Below are 17419 nucleotides of genomic sequence, written 5' to 3'. Positions count from 1 at the left end.
TTTCAATGTTTTCATCGCTGGGTGGTCTGTGGCACTGGATTACCGAAAATGCCACCGTTTTCAGCGGCCTGACCAGCGTTGGCATGCTGCTCATCTGGGCAATTTATTTACAGCTGATGCTGCACAACTTTCGTATGCAGCGTCGCCCGCAGATCATCATCAATCGCGGCAAGGGGCGCGATATCAATTCGGTCTGTCTGTTCAGCAACATGAGTCAGCAAAGTGTCTTCATTGACCTTGTCATGGCGCGACTCAGGACTTCGGAAGAGCAGTGGTACTGCGATGTGACCGATATCGTGGATGAAGCCGGCAAGGCGGTGGATATCGACCCGCCCGACAATGGCACTGACGTGGGGCTGCATGACTTCACCCGCCAGGGGCCGATGAAGCCGGGCGATTATCTGGAAGCCGGCACCTTTGGCAACATGATCCGCCAGGTAGGCCTCGCTCAGGGTCTCAAGCTCAATGAGCACTACGATATCGCCGATGGAGAACACCAGCTGGTCTCGGTGGAAATCAGCCTGATTGCTACCTTTGGCGCCGAAAAACACCCCATAGGCGCCAGACGCACCTTTCACATGGAAAAGACCGACGACGGCCGTATTCTCCTGGCCCCTGAAACCATCCATACCGAACAGTTCGTGACACGCCGCCAGCGGCGCACCCTTCGCCGCTGGCGACATGAGCTGGGCCAGCTGTAAGGCCGGTCCTGCCCTGCCAGCGCATCCTCAAATGGTTATGCCCGCTGCGGGCTCGATATCAGGTAGAGAGCTCCCGGCGGATAATGTCGGCGCCAGCACTCAGGGCATTCAGCTTGCCCCTTGCCACATGACGCGGCAGGGGCGCCATGCCGCAGTTGGTGCAGGGGTAGAGCCTGTCGGCATCCACGAACTGAAGTGCCTTTCGCAGGGTATTGGCCACCTCTTCCGGTGTCTCGATGGCATGGGTGGCCACATCGATCGCGCCCACCATCACCTTTTTGCCCCGAATGAGCTCAATGAGATCCATCGGGACATGGGAGTTGTGACACTCAAGAGAAACAAGATCGATGCTGGATGTCTGCAGTCTGGGAAAAATTTCCTCGTACTGGCGCCATTCGGTGCCCAGCGTTTTTTTCCAGTCCGTATTGGCCTTGATGCCGTAGCCATAGCAGATATGCACGGCGGTTTCGCACTCAAGTCCTTCCACTGCCCTTTCAAGCGCCGCAATGCCCCAGTCGTTGACCTCATCGAAAAAGACATTAAAGGCCGGCTCGTCGAACTGGATGATATCAACGCCGGCAGCCTGCAGCTCGCGGGCCTCCTGATTGAGAATCCCGGCAAACTCCCAGGCCAGCGTTTCGCGGCTTTTATAGTGTTTGTCATACAGCGTATCGATCATCGTCATGGGCCCCGGCAGCGCCCACTTGATGGGCTTTTCGGTCTGCTGGCGCAAAAACCTGGCATCATCGACAAAAACGGGCTTCTGGCGGGCCACGGCCCCCACCACCGTAGGCACGCTCGCCTCATAGCGATCACGAATTTTGACGGTCTCGCGCCGTTCGAAATCGACGCCGTCAAGGTGTTCGATAAACGTGGTGACAAAGTGCTGACGCGACTGCTCACCATCACTGACGATATCGATACCGGCCCGCTGCTGTTCATGCAGTGACAGACGCAGCGCATCCTCCCTGCCCTCCGTCAGCGCCTGATCCTGCAGCTTCCAGGGAGACCAGAGCGTTTCCGGCTGGGCAAGCCAGGAAGGTTTGGGCAGGCTGCCGGCCGTTGACGTGGGTAATAACCTTTTCATGATAAATAGCCTTGTTGCCGGGTGGATCAACGAGCGTCGGCGAGAAACCACTGCTCAAGAAGTGCCTGGTAGGGCTTGATGAAGTGCTCCTCCACGAACCTGCCCTGCTCAATCCCCAGTCGGCTGCGCTCTTCCCGATCATAAACAATGCGCGTCAGCGAATAATCCTGATGCTCCAGACTCGGCTGCCAGGTTTTTTCTGCGGCGCAATTGGCATTGTAGATTTCGGGACGATAGATCCTTTGAAAGGTATCCATCGTGCTGATGGTACTGATCAGTTCAAGATTGGTGTAATCATTGAGCAGGTCACCAAAGAAATAAAACGCCAGAGGTGCGACGCTACCCTTTGGCATGAAGTAGCGAACCTTTAATCCCATTTTTTGGAAATATTCATCGGTCAGGGAATACTCGTCCTGACGATATTCAATACCCAGCACGGGATGGTGATTATCGGTGCGATGATAGGTTTTACTGCTCGAGACGCTGATGCAGATGACAGGCGGTTTATTGAAATGCGACCTGTAGACGCTTGAGTTGACGAAGCGCTTGAACAGATTGCCGTGTAACTCGCCGAAATTCTCTGGAACGCTGAAGCCCGGCTTCCCCCTGTTGTGCGCCTGCAGGCGAACGCTGAAATCGTAATCGCGCACGTAGGAAGAGAAGTTATTGCCTGCAATACCTTCGATAGAGGTATCGGTATTCAAATCAATGATACGGGTCTTCAATATTTCGATCAGCGGCAGCGCGTTGTCGGGACGTGTAGCATCCAGCGCCATTTCAACGGAAATGATGTCGAGTTCGACGCGGTAACGGTCGCCTTCAGGATTGTCCCAGTGTGCCAGCGTGTTAAAACGGTTATTGATCATTTTCAGGGTATTGCGCAGGTTCTCCTGACGCTTTTCGCCCCTGGCCAGGTTGGCGAAATTGGTGGTGATGCGAGTATTGTCCGACGGTCGATAATCTTCATCGAAACCCGTACTTTTAATGGTAAATGCAAACGTTTCGTTCATTGCGCCATGCCACCCTGATTTCCGAAATACCCACCAGACCCCTGCCTGCCGACCGGAGACTGCCTCACAACCATGGCGTGGCGCAGCAGCGCAGTGCGCTCAGCCGCCAGACCGTCAGGACCGCTCCGGCATGATGGACAGTGCCTGGTTGACCATTTGATGAAGCATTGTCGGCGGCTCTTGATCATGAAACAAACTGAATATCCTCATGATGATTACAAATTTGCCTCATGGTCGAGTGGCGTCATGTCCTGCCATGGGGAGCCCTGCCGCGAGGCGCCTGACGCTGAAAAAGTGATGATCGTGTCGAGAGGAACCGGGCACGATGAGGGAAATTGAGCATGTTAAGAGAAGCACTGCGAGAGCAACGCTTTGTCTGCGTTGTGGAGTTCGTCCCCGGACGCTGTGGTGAGCGCTGCGCTGTCTTCGAGTCAATGATGCAGCGCGCGCAGCTGTGTGGCTGGCCGATGGTCGCCGCAGTCGCGGATCGGGTCAGCAGCAGTCAGGATCTCTCGCCACTGACGGCATGCTCAAGGCTGACGCGCCCCCTGCCGACGCTGCTTCACTTTTCCGGCAAGGATCGGGAACGCCATGACCTGCTGAGGCAGCTGGAACAGATGGACGCCGCCGGCCTGGACCAGCTTCTGCTTCTCAGTGGTGATCGCCTCCCCGGTCACCAGCCCGGTCAGCCGATACGTTATCTGGAATCGGTGCCTGCCCTGCAGATCGTCCGGCAGGCCAGGCCGACCTGGCTGCTCGGCGCTGCCCTCAATCCGTTCAAGTACCATGAGGAGGAAGGCGGCGCGCAATATTTCAAGGCTCAAAAGAAGCTCGCGGCGGGCGCGGACTTTCTCACCCTGCAGCTGGGATTTGATGCACAAAAGCATCGGGAGGCCCACCAGTGGATGCAGCAACAGGCCGCGCCTGTCCCGCTGCTGGCCTGCGTCATGGCATTGACCTTCAAAAACGCCACCCTGCTGGAAAAGGTCCCCGGTGTGGTGGTGACTGCCTCGATGCGCGATCTGCTGGCCGCCGAGGCGGCCGTCTCGCGCGCGTATGCCCGGGAACGCAGCCTTTTCCGCCTCGGACTGCAGATCATCGGTCTGCGCCTGATGGGCTATGCCGGCATCCACCTGTCAGGTATTCACACGCCGGAGCAGCTGCAGGCCCTGGAGCAGGTGATCACCAATCGGCTTTCGGACATCCAGACACTGTCACAATGGTCTGCGGCCTGGGACGCCAGCTGGCAGATGCCTGGTCTTGCGAGCGTAAGCTTCCACCCGGCACATGCCGATTGGCAGCTGGGCGAATCAGGTGTCCGGGCCACCGGAAAGGAGCAGTGTCGCTACCATATGCTGTCGGCCCTTCACGCCCTGCTGTTCAGCCGCAACAACCCGGTGAGCCGAGGATTTGGCTGGCTCTGCAGACGCCCTCTCTGGCGCACACCGCGCGGCGCTCGCTGGCTGCACCAGCTGGAACGTCGCCTGAAAGGGCCGGTCGCAGGGTGTGATACCTGCGGCAGCTGCCGCCTTGAAGAGACCCTGTACATCTGCCCCGAGACCTGCCCCAAGGGACTTGCCAACGGCCCCTGCGGCGGTACCCGACTCAATCGCTGTGAGTTTGGCGATCGAGAATGCATTCACAGCGTCAAATACCGAACGGCCAGAACCACAGGACAGACCCATGTCCTGACCGAGCGTTTGATCCCGTGTGTGGATGCCGACGTTCGCCATCAAAGCTCCTGGCCTCGCTGGTTCACGCCTGATGTGGAGGAAAGGCACCACGGCAGGCGCGCCCCGGACGAAGCCGTATAGGAGATGAAATAACCGCAGCTTCCGAAAGGCCTGCCACAACGGTCCGGATTCGAGCCGGTACATCGTGTTGATATCGCGCGGGCAGAAGCGATGAAAAGGACATGACGTCCGGCGGGCATCGACAGCCTGATCAGGATTCAAAAGCGAACCGCGACAGCGCACAGTCCGCTCCGAAAAGACTCAGTGGCCGAGGACCACCGTGCGACCCGAGTAGAGAAAGACGCGGCGCTCGAGGTGATAACCGATGGCACGCGCCAGTGTCAGGCACTCGATATCGCGCCCCTTGGCCACCAGGTCTTCCGGATAATGGGCATGATCCACCGGCTCCACCCCCTGAGCGATGATAGGGCCTTCATCAAGATCATTGTTGATGTAGTGCGCCGTGGCGCCGACCAGCTTCACGCCCTTCTCATAGGCCTGGTGGTAGGGTTTGGCGCCCTTGAAGCCCGGCAGCAGGGAATGGTGAATATTGATGGCCCGCCCGGCCAGCACATCACACATGCGCGCCGAGAGCACCTGCATGTAGCGCGCCAGAATCACCAGTTCGGCATCGGTCTGCTCAATGATGTCGAGAATCTGGCGTTCCTGCTGCTCCCGGGTCTCCGGCGTAACCGGCAGATGGTGCCAGGGCAGACCGTGCCACTGGGCCAGCGGCTCCAGATCGGGATGGTTGGAGACAACCGCACAGATCTCCAGCGGCAGCTGATGGGTGCGGTAGCGATAGAGCAGATCGTTCAGACAGTGATCGGCCTTTGACACCATGATGACGGCCCTGGTGCGCTTGTTGGGCGGCGTCAGCTCAAAGGACATGTCGAAATCCAGCGCCCGCGTGCCAAAGTCTCTTTCAAAGGCCTCACTGCTGAAGTCGCTTTCCAGCGGGCGAAACTCGGCGCGAATGAAAAAGCGCTCATTCAACCGATCATCAAAGGAGTTGAGTTCGGTGATGTAGCAGCGCTGCTCCTTGAGAAAGCGTGTGACGACATCCACGGTGCCCAGAATGCTGGGGCACTGCGCCGCAAGGATCCAGGTATCGGCGGTTCGGGTCATGGCGTTTCTCTTGTTATGTCTTGTAGCCCATAAAAAAGGGCCGAAGGCGTATGCCTTCGGCCCTTCAGGGTCTAGCGTGTGACGCTGACGCCATACTCGCTTGAGGCGTCCAGCAACCAGCGGTAGCAGTAGTCGGCGAAGCTGCGGCGGATGACCAGCTCCCAGCCATCTTCCTCGGCGCGACGCAGAATCACCGTGGCCTTGGCAAAGACCGTGGAAACCCCCTTGCCGACCGGAAACGCCTGCGGATGCACGTCGTAGGAAATCGACTTCATGAGCACCTCACGTGCCCACTTGCCCTTGAGCGACAATACCGTCTGGCCGCCGCTGACGTTGACGATGCTGAAATGGGACTGCCCCAGCGACTGGCGCAGCTTCTGTTCCAGCGCAAACTCCTCACCGCCGGGCACGATAATCAGCCACTCATCGGGCGAGAGCCACTGAATCGTGCGCTCGCCGCTGTCATCGCTGACCAGCGCGTGCGGCTTCGCCGGCAGGGCCATGTCCATTACCTCGCGCACCGCCTCGTCGAGCACGATGGCACCACCGCGCACGACCAGATGGCCCAGAAAGGGCTTCTCGCTCAGGATGATGCCCGGGTTGGACGCATGGGGCAGCGATTTCTGCTCATGCAGCGACCATGTCAGCGGTGACTCTGCCCTTGAGGTGTCGGCCGGACGGGTCTCGAACTCTTTAACGTCAGACATTCTGGCGCTCTCCCTTGGGGTCGATAAAGACGGTGCTGACGACTTCAGCCTCATGTGTCCTGCCATCGGACATGGGCAGATAGACGGTCTCGCCCATCCGCTCGCGGCCGTTTTTCAGCACGGCCAGCGCAAAGCTGCCTTCCAGCGTCGGGCTGTAATAGCTTGAGGTCACATGGCCCACCATGCTCATGGGAATCGACTCATTGGGATCGAGCACGATCTGCGCGCCCTCCTCCAGTACCACATTCGGATCCCTCGGCTTGAGCCCGACCAGCTGCTTGCGATCACCCCGCATGGTGTCCGGGCGCGTCAGGGAACGCTTGCCGATCCAGGCAAACGGCTTGTCGTAACCGACCGCCCACTGCATGCCCAGATCCTCGGGCGTGACCGAACCATCGGTATCCTGCCCCACGATGATCAGACCCTTCTCGGCACGCAGCACGTGCATGGTCTCGGTACCGTAGGGTGTCAGGTCATACTTCTTGCCGTGCTCGAACAGGGTTTCCCAGACCTGCATGGCGTAGTTGGCCTGGACGTTGATCTCATAGGCCAGCTCGCCGGTAAACGAGATCCGGAACACGCGCGCCGGTACCCCGGCCACGTTGCCTTCCTTCCAGTCCATGAACTTGAACTTCTCGCGATCAAGATCAATGTCGGTAACTTCCGACATCAGCTTGCGCGCGTCGGGTCCGGTCACGGTCATGGTGGCCCAGTGGTCGGTGACCGAGTTGAAATAGACCTGCAGCTCCGGCCACTCGGTCTGATGCCACAGTTCCAGCCACTCAAGGACCGCCGCGGCACCACCGGTAGTGGTGGTCATCAGGAAGTGGTTGTCGCCCAGACAGCTGGTGGTGCCATCGTCCATCAGCATGCCATCGTCCTTGCACATCAGTCCGTAACGGACGCGACCCGGCTCCAGCTTGGCCCACTTGTTGGTGTAGACACGCCCCAGAAACTCACGGGCATCCGGGCCCTGAATGTCGATCTTGCCCAGCGTCGAGGCATCCAGAATGCCCACACGTTCGCGCACGGCGAGACACTCGCGCGCCACGGCGTCGTGCATGCTTTCCTTCTTGCCGTTGACGTTGCGCGGGAAGTACCAGGGGCGCTTCCACAGGCCCACGTCCTCGAACTCGGCGCCATGCTCGACGTGCCACTGATGCAGGGCGGTATAGCGCTTGGGATCAAACAGCTCGTCGCAGTGACGACCGACGATCGCACCGAAGGTGATCGGCGTGTAGTTGGGGCGAAACACCGTGGTGCCCACTTCAGGGATGGAGCGGCCCAGACAGCGTGCGGCAATGGCCATGCCGTTGATGTTGCCCAGCTTGCCCTGATCGGTACCAAAGCCCAGCGCGGTGTAGCGCTTGACGTGCTCGATGGACTCAAAGCCTTCACGGGTGGCCAGCTCAATGGCCGAGGCCGTGACATCGTTTTGCAGATCGACAAACTGCTTGGGTGCGCGCAGGGCACTCTTTTCGTGCGGCACCTGATAAAGCGCACAGGCCGGGCCGTCGCGGCGCGCCCTGGTCTCCGGCAGCTTGATCTCTGCGACATTTTCAAGACCGCTGTCGATGGCCGCCTGACGCCCGGCACGGGCGCCGTCGGAGAGCGTCTCGCCCAGCGCATAGTGGCCTGCCACGCCGCCTGCCGGGATCATGCCCTTGACCTCACCGGGCACAAAGCCCAGCAGGTCTTCATGCCACTGCGGACGCGTGCCGGTGTGCGAGGACAGGTGAACCACCGGGCTGTAACCACCGGAGCTTGCGATCGTGTCGCACTCCAGATCCTCGATGCGCCCGGTAATCACGAAATGGTTGATATCAATGGCCGATACGCGGGCACCGGTAACACGCTGATTGCCACGCGCCTCGATCACGGCGCTGCCGGTGATGACGCGAATGCCGCTGTCACGGGCCTGGCGGACCAGATCACCGTCCGGGCTGGGACGCGCATCCACGATGGCCACCACCTTGCGCCCGGCTTCCTGCCAGTCCAGCGCGGCACGATAGGCGTGGTCATTGGTCGTGGTGATGACCAGGTTGTTGCCGGGCATCACCGCGTAACGGCGGATATAGGTCGACACGGCGCCGGCGACCATGTTGCCGGGCAGGTCGTTGTTGGCATAGACCAGCGGACGCTCATGGGTGCCGGTGGCCAGCACCACGCGTGTGGCGCGGACGCGGTGCAGGCGGGCACGTGCCTGTCCGGGGAAGCCTGCATCACTGGCGGTATCGGCCAGGTGCTCGGTACGCCGCTCGTGCAGGGTGACAAAGTTGTGATCGTGATAGCCGTTGGCGGTCGTGCGCGGCAGCAGCGTCACGGTCTCCATGGCGGCCAGCTCGTTGAGCGTCTGCTCGACCCAGCGCACGCTTGATACGCCATCCAGCGTGTCGCGGCTGTCCAGCAGTGAGCCGCCCATCTCTTCCTGCTCATCACACAGCATGACGCGTGCACCGCCACGGGCAGCACTCAATGCTGCGGCAAGGCCCGCCGGGCCGGCACCGATGACCAGCACGTCACAGTGGTGATGCATGTGGTCGTAGATATCCGGGTCGGATTCGGTCGGGGCACGCCCAAGACCTGCGCCCATGCGGATGTACTTCTCGTAGGTCATCCACATCGAGGCCGGTGACATGAAGGTCTTGTAGTAAAAGCCCGGCGGCATGAAGTTGCCGCCCAGCCTGCCGACCCAGCTCATCACGTCACGCTGAACGTTGGGCCAGCCGTTGGTGCTGCGCGCGACCAGACCGTCATAGAGCCCCTGCTGCGTGGCACGCACGTTGGGGACCTGGGTATTTTCCCGGGCACCCAGCTGCACCACGGCATTGGGCTCTTCGGCACCGGCGGCGACGATGCCGCGGGCACGCGAGTACTTGAAACTGCGGTTGACGATATCCACGCCGTTGGCCAGCAGCGCCGAGGCCAGCGTGTCGCCGGCATAGCCCTGATAGCGCTGACCATTGAAGGTGAACTCAAGGCCGTGCGAACGATCGATACGCCCGCCTGCCGCAATACGATTGGTCTGGGTCATGACGAGGCCTCCTCGTTGAGCGCCTGGCTTTCGGGTTGCGCGCCGACGGTCTGCCAGCCGCCATCGGCCGTTTGAACACCCTGCTCATGACGAACGGAGGGATCGTCAGCCGTAATGGTCGGCTGCTCGCCCATCGGATAGGTCTCAAGAATCTCGTAGGTCACCGTGTTGCGGGTGATGTTGAAAAACTTGCGACAGCCGACCGAGTGCACCCACATCTCGTGGTGAATGCCACGCGGGTTATCCCGGAAAAACAGGTAGTCGCCCCATTCTTCGTCGTCGCAGTTGTCCGGGTCGGCAGGACGCATGAGATGGGCCTGACCGCGGGGATGAAACTCCTCTTCCTCGCGGTGCTCCTTGCAGTAGGGGCAAAAGATATAAAACATGATGGGCTCTCCTCAGTGCGCCACGCCAGCAGCGCCGTGCTCATCGATCAGGGCACCGGTGTGGAAACGGTCGATGGAAAAGGGTGCCGCGATAGGATGCATTTCACCTTTTGCCAGACTGGCAGCAAACACATGTCCTGAACCGGGGGTGGCCTTGAAGCCGCCGGTGCCCCAGCCGCAATTGAAATAAAGTCCCTTGACCTTCGTCTTTGACAGGATCGGACAGGCATCGGGGCAGGTGTCCACGATGCCGCCCCACTGACGGTTCATGCGCACCCTTGAGAACATCGGGAACATCTCGACGATGGCCTGCAGGGTATGCTCGATGGTGGGGTAGCTGCCGCGCTGACCGTAACCCAGATAGCCGTCGATGCCGGCACCGATGACCAGATCGCCCTTGTCGGACTGGCTCACGTAGCCATGAACGTGGTTGGACATGGTGACGGTGTTGAGAATCGGCTTGAGCGGCTCGGATACCAGCGCCTGCAGCGGATGAGACTCCAGCGGCAGCTTGATGCCGGCCATCTTCGCCAGAACGCCGGAGTTACCCGCCGCGACACAGCCCACGGTATGGGCTTCGATATCACCGCGGTTGGTGTGAACGCCGAGCACCTTGCCGTCGCGAATCTTGAAGCCGGTCACTTCGGTGTTTTGCAAAAGGTCCACGCCGAGGGCATCAGCGCCGCGGGCAAAGCCCCAGGCGACTGCGTCATGGCGTGCCACACCGGCGCTTTTCTGCCAGGAGGCGCCCATGATCGGATAGCGCGCCCGGTTGGAGATATCGATTTCGGGTTCGATCTCCTTGATCTGCTGCGGCGTGACCACCTCACTGTCGATACCGTTGAGGCGGTTGGCGTTGACGCGGCGCTGAATGTCACGCATGTCCTGCAGGGTGTGGCCCAGATTGAGCACGCCACGCTGGGAAAACATCACGTTGTAGTTCAGGTCCTGCGACAGGTTCTTCCACAGATCCAGCGAGTGGTTGTAAAGGCGCCCTGCCTCGTCCCACAGGTAGTTGGAACGCACGATGGTCGTGTTACGTGCGGTATTGCCACCGCCCAGCCAGCCCTTTTCGACCACGGCGACATTCTTGATGCCGAACTCCTTGGCCAGGTAGTAGGCTGTCGCCAGCCCGTGACCGCCGCCGCCAACAATAATGACGTCGTAACGCTTCTTGGGCTCGGGGTTGCGCCACTGGCGCTCCCAGTTCTCGTGATGACCGAACGCATGTTTGACCAGTCCGAAGCCGGAATAACGTTGCATTGACTCTCTCCTTTAACGGCTCCGACGGAGCCTGCTGTCGGCCGTGATTCAGACTACGGAAGCTTCGCTTTCACGCGCTTCATCAGCATGGGTCCGGGCCTGACCATAAACCGGATAACGTGCGCACAGCGCTTCTACCTTGAGCTGGACCTCGCGCTCTACCGCGCCGGTATCACTCTGCCCGGCCAGCGCATCCAGAATGTCGCAGATCCAGGACGCCAGCTGCTGGCAGTCCTCTTCCTGGAAGCCGCGTGTAGTGACCGCCGGCGTGCCGATACGCAGCCCCGAGGTGACAAACGGGCTTTGCGGATCGTTGGGTACGGCGTTCTTGTTGACGGTGATATGGGCGCGCTCGAGGGCGGCGTCTGCATCCTTGCCGGTCACGCCCTGCTTGATCAACGAGACCAGGAACAGGTGGTCATCGGTACCGCCGGAGACCACATCAAAACCGCGGGTAATGAACACCTTTGCCATGGCACGCGCATTGGCAATGACCTGACGCTGGTAGTCGACAAAATCCGGGCTCATGGCTTCCTTGAAGGCCACGGCCTTGGCCGCGATCACGTGCATGAGCGGACCGCCCTGCTGGCCCGGAAAGACAGCGCCGTTGAGCTTCTTGTACAGCGTCTCGTCAGTCTCGGCCGACAGGATCAGGCCACCGCGCGGGCCGCGCAGGGTCTTGTGGGTAGTCGTGGTCACGACATGGGCATGCTGCAGCGGGCTCGGGTAGAGACCGGCGGCGACCAGACCGGCAATGTGGGCCATGTCGACCATCAGATAGGCGCCGACCTCATCGGCGATACTGCGAAAGCGCTGCCAGTCGATCACGCGCGAGTAGGCTGAAAAGCCTGCGATGATCATTTTCGGCTGATGCTCACGCGCCAGTGCCGCGACCTCGTCGTAGTCGATCTGGCCGGTCTCGGGGTTCAGGCCGTACTGCACGGCGTTGTAATACTTGCCGGAGAAGTTCGGGGCCGCGCCATGGGTCAGGTGGCCGCCGTGGGCCAGGCTCATGCCCAGGATGGTGTCGCCGGGCTTGACCAGCGCCATGAACACCGCGGCATTGGCCTGGGCACCGGAGTGCGGCTGTACGTTGGCATAGTGGGCGCCAAAGAGTTCACAGGCCCGCTCGATCGCCATGGCCTCGACCTTGTCGACGAACTCGCAGCCACCGTAATAGCGCTTGCCCGGATAGCCTTCGGCATACTTGTTGGTCAGCTGCGTGCCCTGGGCCTGCATGACGTAGCGGCTGGTGTAGTTTTCGGAAGCGATCAGTTCGATATGCGCTTCCTGTCGCTGTGTTTCTTCAGCGATCGCCTCGGCCAGGGCGTCGTCGTAATCAGACAGTTGCGCGCTGGGAGAGAAACCATGATGAAGCATCACGCCTCCTTATCATCAAATCATTTGTTATCTGGAATGAATCGAATGCAGCGCCGAGTGTTCATATCGCACGCTATCATGTTGCGATGGTATCGCTGCTCCCCCACCCCGAAATGCTTGCCGACGTCACTGCCTGGTGTATTTGCGACATGCCTGTCCCTGGGCGACAGTCATACGACCATTGGATAACGACGTCGCCCAGCCACCTTATGACGTCGCCCACGGATAACTCTCCCCCTCGCCCCTGTTCCACTCTAGTGCTCCAGGTTCCGTCCCGGGCGTTTTGCGCACCATCATGGTGCAGAGAGCGCGCCGCGCTGGCCTGGTATTTTCAATACACGGATGGCACCAGGAGGTTCCAGCATGTCAGACAATCGCGGCGTGGTTTACATCGGTGGCGGCAAGGTTGAAGTACAGGACATTGCCTACCCGAAAATGGAAACGCCCAACGGCAAACCCATTGATCACGGGGTCATCCTGAAGGTGGTATCCACCAATATCTGCGGCTCTGACCAGCATATGGTGCGTGGTCGTACCACGGCGCCCCAGGGCATGGTGCTGGGTCACGAGATCACCGGCGAAGTCATCGAGAAGGGCAGTGACGTCGAGTTTCTCAACATCGGCGATATCGTCTCCGTGCCCTTCAACGTGGCCTGTGGCCGCTGCCGCACCTGCAAGGAAGGCCACACCGGCCTGTGCCTGCACGTCAATGATGACCGTGCCGGCGGTGCCTATGGCTACGTCGACATGGGTGGCTGGGTCGGTGGACAGGCCCGTTACGTCATGGTGCCCTACGCCGACTTCAACCTGCTCAAGTTCCCGGACCGCGATCAGGCGATGAACCAGATTCGCGACCTGACCATGTTGAGCGACATCCTGCCGACCGGTTTCCACGGTGCACTCAAGGCAGGCGTGGGCGCAGGCTCGACCGTGTATGTTGCCGGTGCAGGCCCGGTGGGTCTGGCAGCGGCAGCGTCGGCCCGTCTTCTGGGGGCCGCGGTGGTCATGATCGGTGACTTCAACAGGGACCGTCTGGAGCATGCGCGCAAGATGGGCTTTGAGCCGATCGATCTGAACAACCACGACCGTCTGGGCGAGATGATTGCCGCCGTGGTCGGCGAGCCGAGCGTGGACAGCGCCATCGACGCCGTCGGTTTCGAGGCAGTGGGACACAGTGGCAAGGAGCAGCCGGCGGTGGTGCTCAACCAGATGATGGACATCACCCGTGAAGGTGGCGCCATCGGTATTCCGGGGCTTTACGTAACCGAAGACCCGGGTGCTGCGGAAAAAGCGGCGCAGACCGGCAGCCTCAGCCTGCGCTTTGGCAAGGGTTGGGCCAAGGGGCTTTCCTTCCATACCGGCCAGACCCCGGTGGTGCAGTACAACCGCCAGCTGATGCAGGCCATTCTGCACGGTCGTCTCAACATCGCCGAGATCGTCAACGCTCAGGTGATTTCGCTGGAAGACGCGCCCCAGGGCTACGAGCAGTTCGACAAGGGCGTGGCCAGCAAGTTTGTCCTCGACCCGCACGGCATGCTGGGCGTTGCCTGAAAACGCGTCTGACAGGCGTGTAATGGCCTGAAGGACACGACAAAAAACGCTCATGGTCATTGCCCATGAGCGTTTTTTTAATGGCCATTTTTTATGGTGGCCCTTGTCATACAGGACATGCAGACCGGATGGCGACGTTGTCGCCATCCATCATTGCGGCGGCCTAGAAGTCCACCACCAGATCACCCTTGACGCGACTGCAGCACGACAGGATGTACCCTTCCTCGATATCCTCATCCGTAATCCCGCCGTTATGATCCATATCGACCTCACCTGACTTGAGCTCGACCCGGCAGGTACCACAGATGCCCATGCCGCAGGCCTTGGGAATATGCAGCCCCAGCTGGGCCGCCGCACTGTGTACCGTCTCGCCGGGTTGTACCTGGACACTCTTGCCGGAGGCAGCAAACTCGACGGTGACCAGATCGGCCTCGTCGACGTTTTCGGCGGCTTCCTCGGCCATTTCGGCCAGCTCCAGGGCATCCTCCTTGACGTCGGCCGGCGTCGCGCCAAACGACTCTTCATGGTAGTGATCCATGTCGTAGTTGTTTTCGCGCAGGATTGCCTTGATCGCGTTCATGTAGGGCACCGGGCCACAACAGAAGATCTCGCGCTCCAGGAAGTCAGGTGCCATGAGCTCGAGCATGGGCTGGGTCAGAAAGCCCCGGTAACCGGCCCACGCCTCGCCGATGTCCTCTTTCTTTTCACACACGATATGCAGCTTGAACTCAGGGATACGCGAGAACATGTGCACGAGTTCGCGGTGATAGATCACGTCGCGCGGTGCGCGGGCGCTGTGGATGAACTCGACATCCACGTTGGCGTTGGTATCGAAAAACCAGCGCGTCATGGACATCAGCGGCGTGATACCCACGCCACCGGACAACAGCAGCACCTTGTCGGCCGGGAAGTCGATCGAGTTGAAATTGCCCACCGGGCCATGGACGGCAATCTTGTCGCCCACGTTCATGTTGGCATGCAGCCAGTTGGAGACCTTGCCGCCGGGCACCTGCTTGACGGTGATCGAAAAGCTGTAGGGAATCGATGGCGAACTGGAGATGGTATAGGAGCGCATGACCTGCTCACCCTCAATCTCCAGTTCAAGGGTCACGAACTGACCGGGCTTGAAAAAGAACATTACGGGCTGCTCGGCCATGAAGCAGAAGGTGCGTACATCCCAGGTCTCCTGGATGATCTTGACGCATCGCACCTCGTGGCGGCCGTTGGTCCAGGTCTGGGTTGTAACCGGATTGAAAAAGTTCATTGTCATAATGTTCTCTGCCTGGCAGTGCCACAGCTATTCGCTCGCCGATCCGTGTTGACGACACGGTCCGACACCCTTTCATTTTGGCATTCTGGTGACGCATCTCACGCAGGGCTTGTCTGTCAGCGACACGCGCATACCTTTCATCCCCACTTTCTGTCTGTCATTGACCCATCAGGTCGCCGTGACACTCTTTCATGTCGCGGGTAGACAACCATAAGCCACATCCGTATACCACAATCGCCATCAATCAAGATGGATCGATTTTTTCCCATGCATGAATACCAGGTCACACAACATAAATAACATCCGCTCAACCGAGTTGTCGTCTTCGCGGGAAGACGCCAATAAAAAGGATATTTGGTATGGACATGACTGCTTCATATGGACCTGATGATGTTCTGAACCAGGCACGCCAGGCCGCGGCCGATTTGCTTCAGAACAGAAACCCCACCTACTCCCTGCCGCAGCCGTTTTATAACGATGCGCGATTTTTCGCCCTCGATATACAGGAAGTGTTCGAAAAGGAGTGGCTCTTTGCGGGCATGACCTGCGAGATTCCCGCCAAGGGCAATTTCATGACGCTGGAGATCGGCAACAACCCGATCGTCATCGTTCGTGGCGCAGAAGGTGCAGTACATGCCTTCCACAACGTCTGTCGTCACCGCGGGTCAAGGCTGTGTACGAAGGAGAAGGGCAAGGTCGCCAAGCTGGTCTGTCCCTACCATCAGTGGACCTATGAACTTGATGGTCGGCTGCTGTTTGCCGGCAGCGACATGGGCGCCGATTTCGATCTCAACCAGTTCGGCCTCAAGCCGGTCAATGCCCGTACCGCCGGCGGTTTTATCTTCATCAATCTGAGTGAAGAACCCCCGGCCATCGACGACTTCCTGGTCACGCTTGAGCATTATCTCGAGCCGTACGACATGGATAACGTCAAGGTGGCAGTGGAAAGCACCATCGTTGAGCAGGCGAACTGGAAGCTGGTCATCGAGAACAACCGCGAGTGCTATCACTGCAATGGCGCGCACCCGGAGCTCTTGAATTCACTGATCGAGTTCGATGACACCGAAGACCCGCGCGCCACTGACAAGTACAAGGATCTGGTCACCCGCAAGCAGGCCGACTGGAACCGTGAGCAGGTGCCCTGGCAGCTCAAGCGCTTTGGCAAGCGCAACCGCCTGACCCGTACGCCGCTGCTCGATAACGTGGTCTCGATGACCATGGACGGCAAGCCGGCCTGCAACAAGCTCATGGGCCGCCTGACCAGCCCGGACATGGGCTCGCTGCGCATTCTGCACCTGCCCAACTCATGGAACCATTTCATGGGTGATCATTCCATCGTGTTCCGCGTGCTGCCGATCGGGCCGCAGCAGACCATGGTCACGACCAAGTGGCTGGTGCACAAGGATGCCGTCGAAGGCGTGGACTATGATCCGGAAAATATGCGCCGCGTCTGGGACGCTACCAACGACCAGGACCGTCAGCTGGCCGAGGAAAATCAGCGCGGTATCAACTCAAGGGCCTATCAGCCTGGTCCGTACTCCGAGACCTACGAGTTTGGCGTGATCGACTTTGTTAACTGGTACAGCGAGCGCATGCTCAGCCATCTGGGTCAGGAAGCGCCCGCCCTGCATCTGGCCAAGGGCTGATTCCGGGAATCACGCCACTGAGCGTTTAAAGGCAGTATAAAACGTTAAAGGGACTGGCCACGACTTGTGAGCCAGTCCCTTTTTTATGTCGGTCAATCCGGTTTTTTTAATTCAGTGCTGGAAGCAGGTAATGATCAATGGCCTGTCGCACCGAGGGCAGCAGGATATCGGATCGCCTGACCAGTTCATCCACGAGCTCCTTCAACCCTTCGACACCCTCGCCTCGATGCTTGCACAGCGCCATTCGCGCACAGGTATCCGGCCCTGCGCCTTCGGGTATATGGACGCCAAGCGCCACCAGTCGCGCCCGAAAATCATCGCCATCAATCAGATCGACAATCATCATCTTTACGCCCTCTTGTTGTTGCTCTTTGATTGACTACTGTGCATCGATATTAAAGGCAATAGACGAATGGCGCGCCCGCCCGAGCGGCATTGGATATGTTGGCGTCGCTTTTAAATAAATGGCTTTGAGGGGTCGGACAAAGAATAAATCACAGCCAACTGGGGGGCTGGTTGCACC

General features: G+C 59.6%; 14 protein-coding genes. 5 read left to right on the top strand and 9 right to left on the bottom strand.

Translation table 11 applies throughout. The features are described 5' to 3' along the window. Positions 1-5 precede the first annotated feature (5 nt). The gene (locus tag IE123_RS09065) at positions 6-701 is read left to right on the top strand and encodes a hypothetical protein (RefSeq protein WP_189517280.1); all 696 of its coding nucleotides are present in this window, start codon (positions 6-8) and stop codon (positions 699-701) included. Positions 702-759: 58 nt separating this feature from the next. Here IE123_RS09065 and IE123_RS09060 read toward each other — a convergent pair whose 3' ends face one another. Together IE123_RS09060 and IE123_RS09055 are read right to left on the bottom strand one after the other, a co-directional pair. Next, a complete protein-coding gene (locus tag IE123_RS09060; RefSeq protein WP_189517278.1) occupies positions 760-1788 on the bottom strand; it encodes a methionine synthase in 1029 nt (342 codons plus the stop codon). A gap of 26 nt (positions 1789-1814) precedes the next feature. Continuing rightward, positions 1815-2798 carry a DUF1852 domain-containing protein gene (locus IE123_RS09055; RefSeq protein ID WP_189517276.1) on the bottom strand — a complete coding sequence of 328 codons (984 nt, stop codon included), beginning with the start codon at positions 2796-2798 and terminating at the stop codon, positions 1815-1817. A 341-nt stretch (positions 2799-3139) separates the two neighbouring features. Here IE123_RS09055 and IE123_RS09050 point away from each other — a divergent pair, with 341 nt between their 5' ends. Next, the gene (locus IE123_RS09050; protein WP_229819676.1) at positions 3140-4612 is read left to right on the top strand and encodes a methylenetetrahydrofolate reductase C-terminal domain-containing protein; all 1473 of its coding nucleotides are present in this window, start codon (positions 3140-3142) and stop codon (positions 4610-4612) included. A gap of 180 nt (positions 4613-4792) precedes the next feature. Here the strand turns inward: IE123_RS09050 and purU are convergent, their stop codons facing one another. The 6 genes from purU to glyA all read right to left on the bottom strand — a co-directional run bounded on the left by purU (position 4793) and on the right by glyA (position 12429). Beyond that, positions 4793-5659 carry a formyltetrahydrofolate deformylase gene (purU, locus tag IE123_RS09045; RefSeq protein WP_189517272.1) on the bottom strand — a complete coding sequence of 289 codons (867 nt, stop codon included), beginning with the start codon at positions 5657-5659 and terminating at the stop codon, positions 4793-4795. Positions 5660-5730: 71 nt separating this feature from the next. Next, positions 5731-6366, bottom strand: coding sequence for a sarcosine oxidase subunit gamma (locus IE123_RS09040; RefSeq protein ID WP_189517271.1), 636 nt, complete (start codon positions 6364-6366; stop codon positions 5731-5733). Continuing rightward, on the bottom strand, positions 6359-9400 hold the full coding sequence (locus IE123_RS09035; RefSeq protein ID WP_189517269.1) for a sarcosine oxidase subunit alpha family protein: 3042 nt from the start codon (positions 9398-9400) through the stop codon (positions 6359-6361). The genes IE123_RS09040 and IE123_RS09035 overlap by 8 nt, the downstream gene beginning before the upstream one ends. Further along, on the bottom strand, positions 9397-9786 hold the full coding sequence (locus IE123_RS09030) for a sarcosine oxidase subunit delta (RefSeq protein WP_189517266.1): 390 nt from the start codon (positions 9784-9786) through the stop codon (positions 9397-9399). The genes IE123_RS09035 and IE123_RS09030 overlap by 4 nt, the downstream gene beginning before the upstream one ends. Before the next feature lie 12 nt (positions 9787-9798). After that, positions 9799-11049 (bottom strand): sarcosine oxidase subunit beta family protein, encoded by a 1251-nt coding sequence (locus IE123_RS09025; RefSeq protein WP_189517263.1) that lies wholly within the window; start codon positions 11047-11049, stop codon positions 9799-9801. A gap of 48 nt (positions 11050-11097) precedes the next feature. Beyond that, on the bottom strand, positions 11098-12429 hold the full coding sequence (glyA, locus tag IE123_RS09020) for a serine hydroxymethyltransferase (RefSeq protein WP_189517261.1): 1332 nt from the start codon (positions 12427-12429) through the stop codon (positions 11098-11100). 363 nt (positions 12430-12792) lie between these two features. Here glyA and fdhA point away from each other — a divergent pair, with 363 nt between their 5' ends. Further along, entirely contained in the window at positions 12793-13980 is a 1188-nt protein-coding gene (gene fdhA, locus IE123_RS09015; protein WP_189517259.1) for a formaldehyde dehydrogenase, glutathione-independent, read from the top strand. Between the two features lie 163 nt (positions 13981-14143). Here the strand turns inward: fdhA and gbcB are convergent, their stop codons facing one another. Further along, entirely contained in the window at positions 14144-15250 is a 1107-nt protein-coding gene (gene gbcB, locus IE123_RS09010) for a glycine betaine monooxygenase reductase subunit (protein ID WP_189517257.1), read from the bottom strand. Between the two features lie 359 nt (positions 15251-15609). Between gbcB and gbca the strand changes: the two genes are divergently transcribed. Together gbca and IE123_RS09000 are read left to right on the top strand one after the other, a co-directional pair. Continuing rightward, positions 15610-16896 (top strand): glycine betaine monooxygenase oxygenase subunit, encoded by a 1287-nt coding sequence (gene gbca / locus IE123_RS09005; protein WP_189517256.1) that lies wholly within the window; start codon positions 15610-15612, stop codon positions 16894-16896. A 130-nt stretch (positions 16897-17026) separates the two neighbouring features. Further along, positions 17027-17275: a hypothetical protein gene (locus IE123_RS09000; RefSeq protein ID WP_189517254.1), complete on the top strand. Its 249-nt coding sequence runs from the start codon at positions 17027-17029 to the stop codon at positions 17273-17275. The last annotated feature ends 144 nt before the right edge of the window (positions 17276-17419 follow it).

It is taken from the genome of Kushneria pakistanensis (genome assembly GCF_014652795.1).
Taxonomy (GTDB): domain Bacteria; phylum Pseudomonadota; class Gammaproteobacteria; order Pseudomonadales; family Halomonadaceae; genus Kushneria; species Kushneria pakistanensis.
The sequence above is the reverse complement of the archived record's forward strand: the minus strand, read 5'-3'. Positions and strand labels throughout refer to the sequence as shown.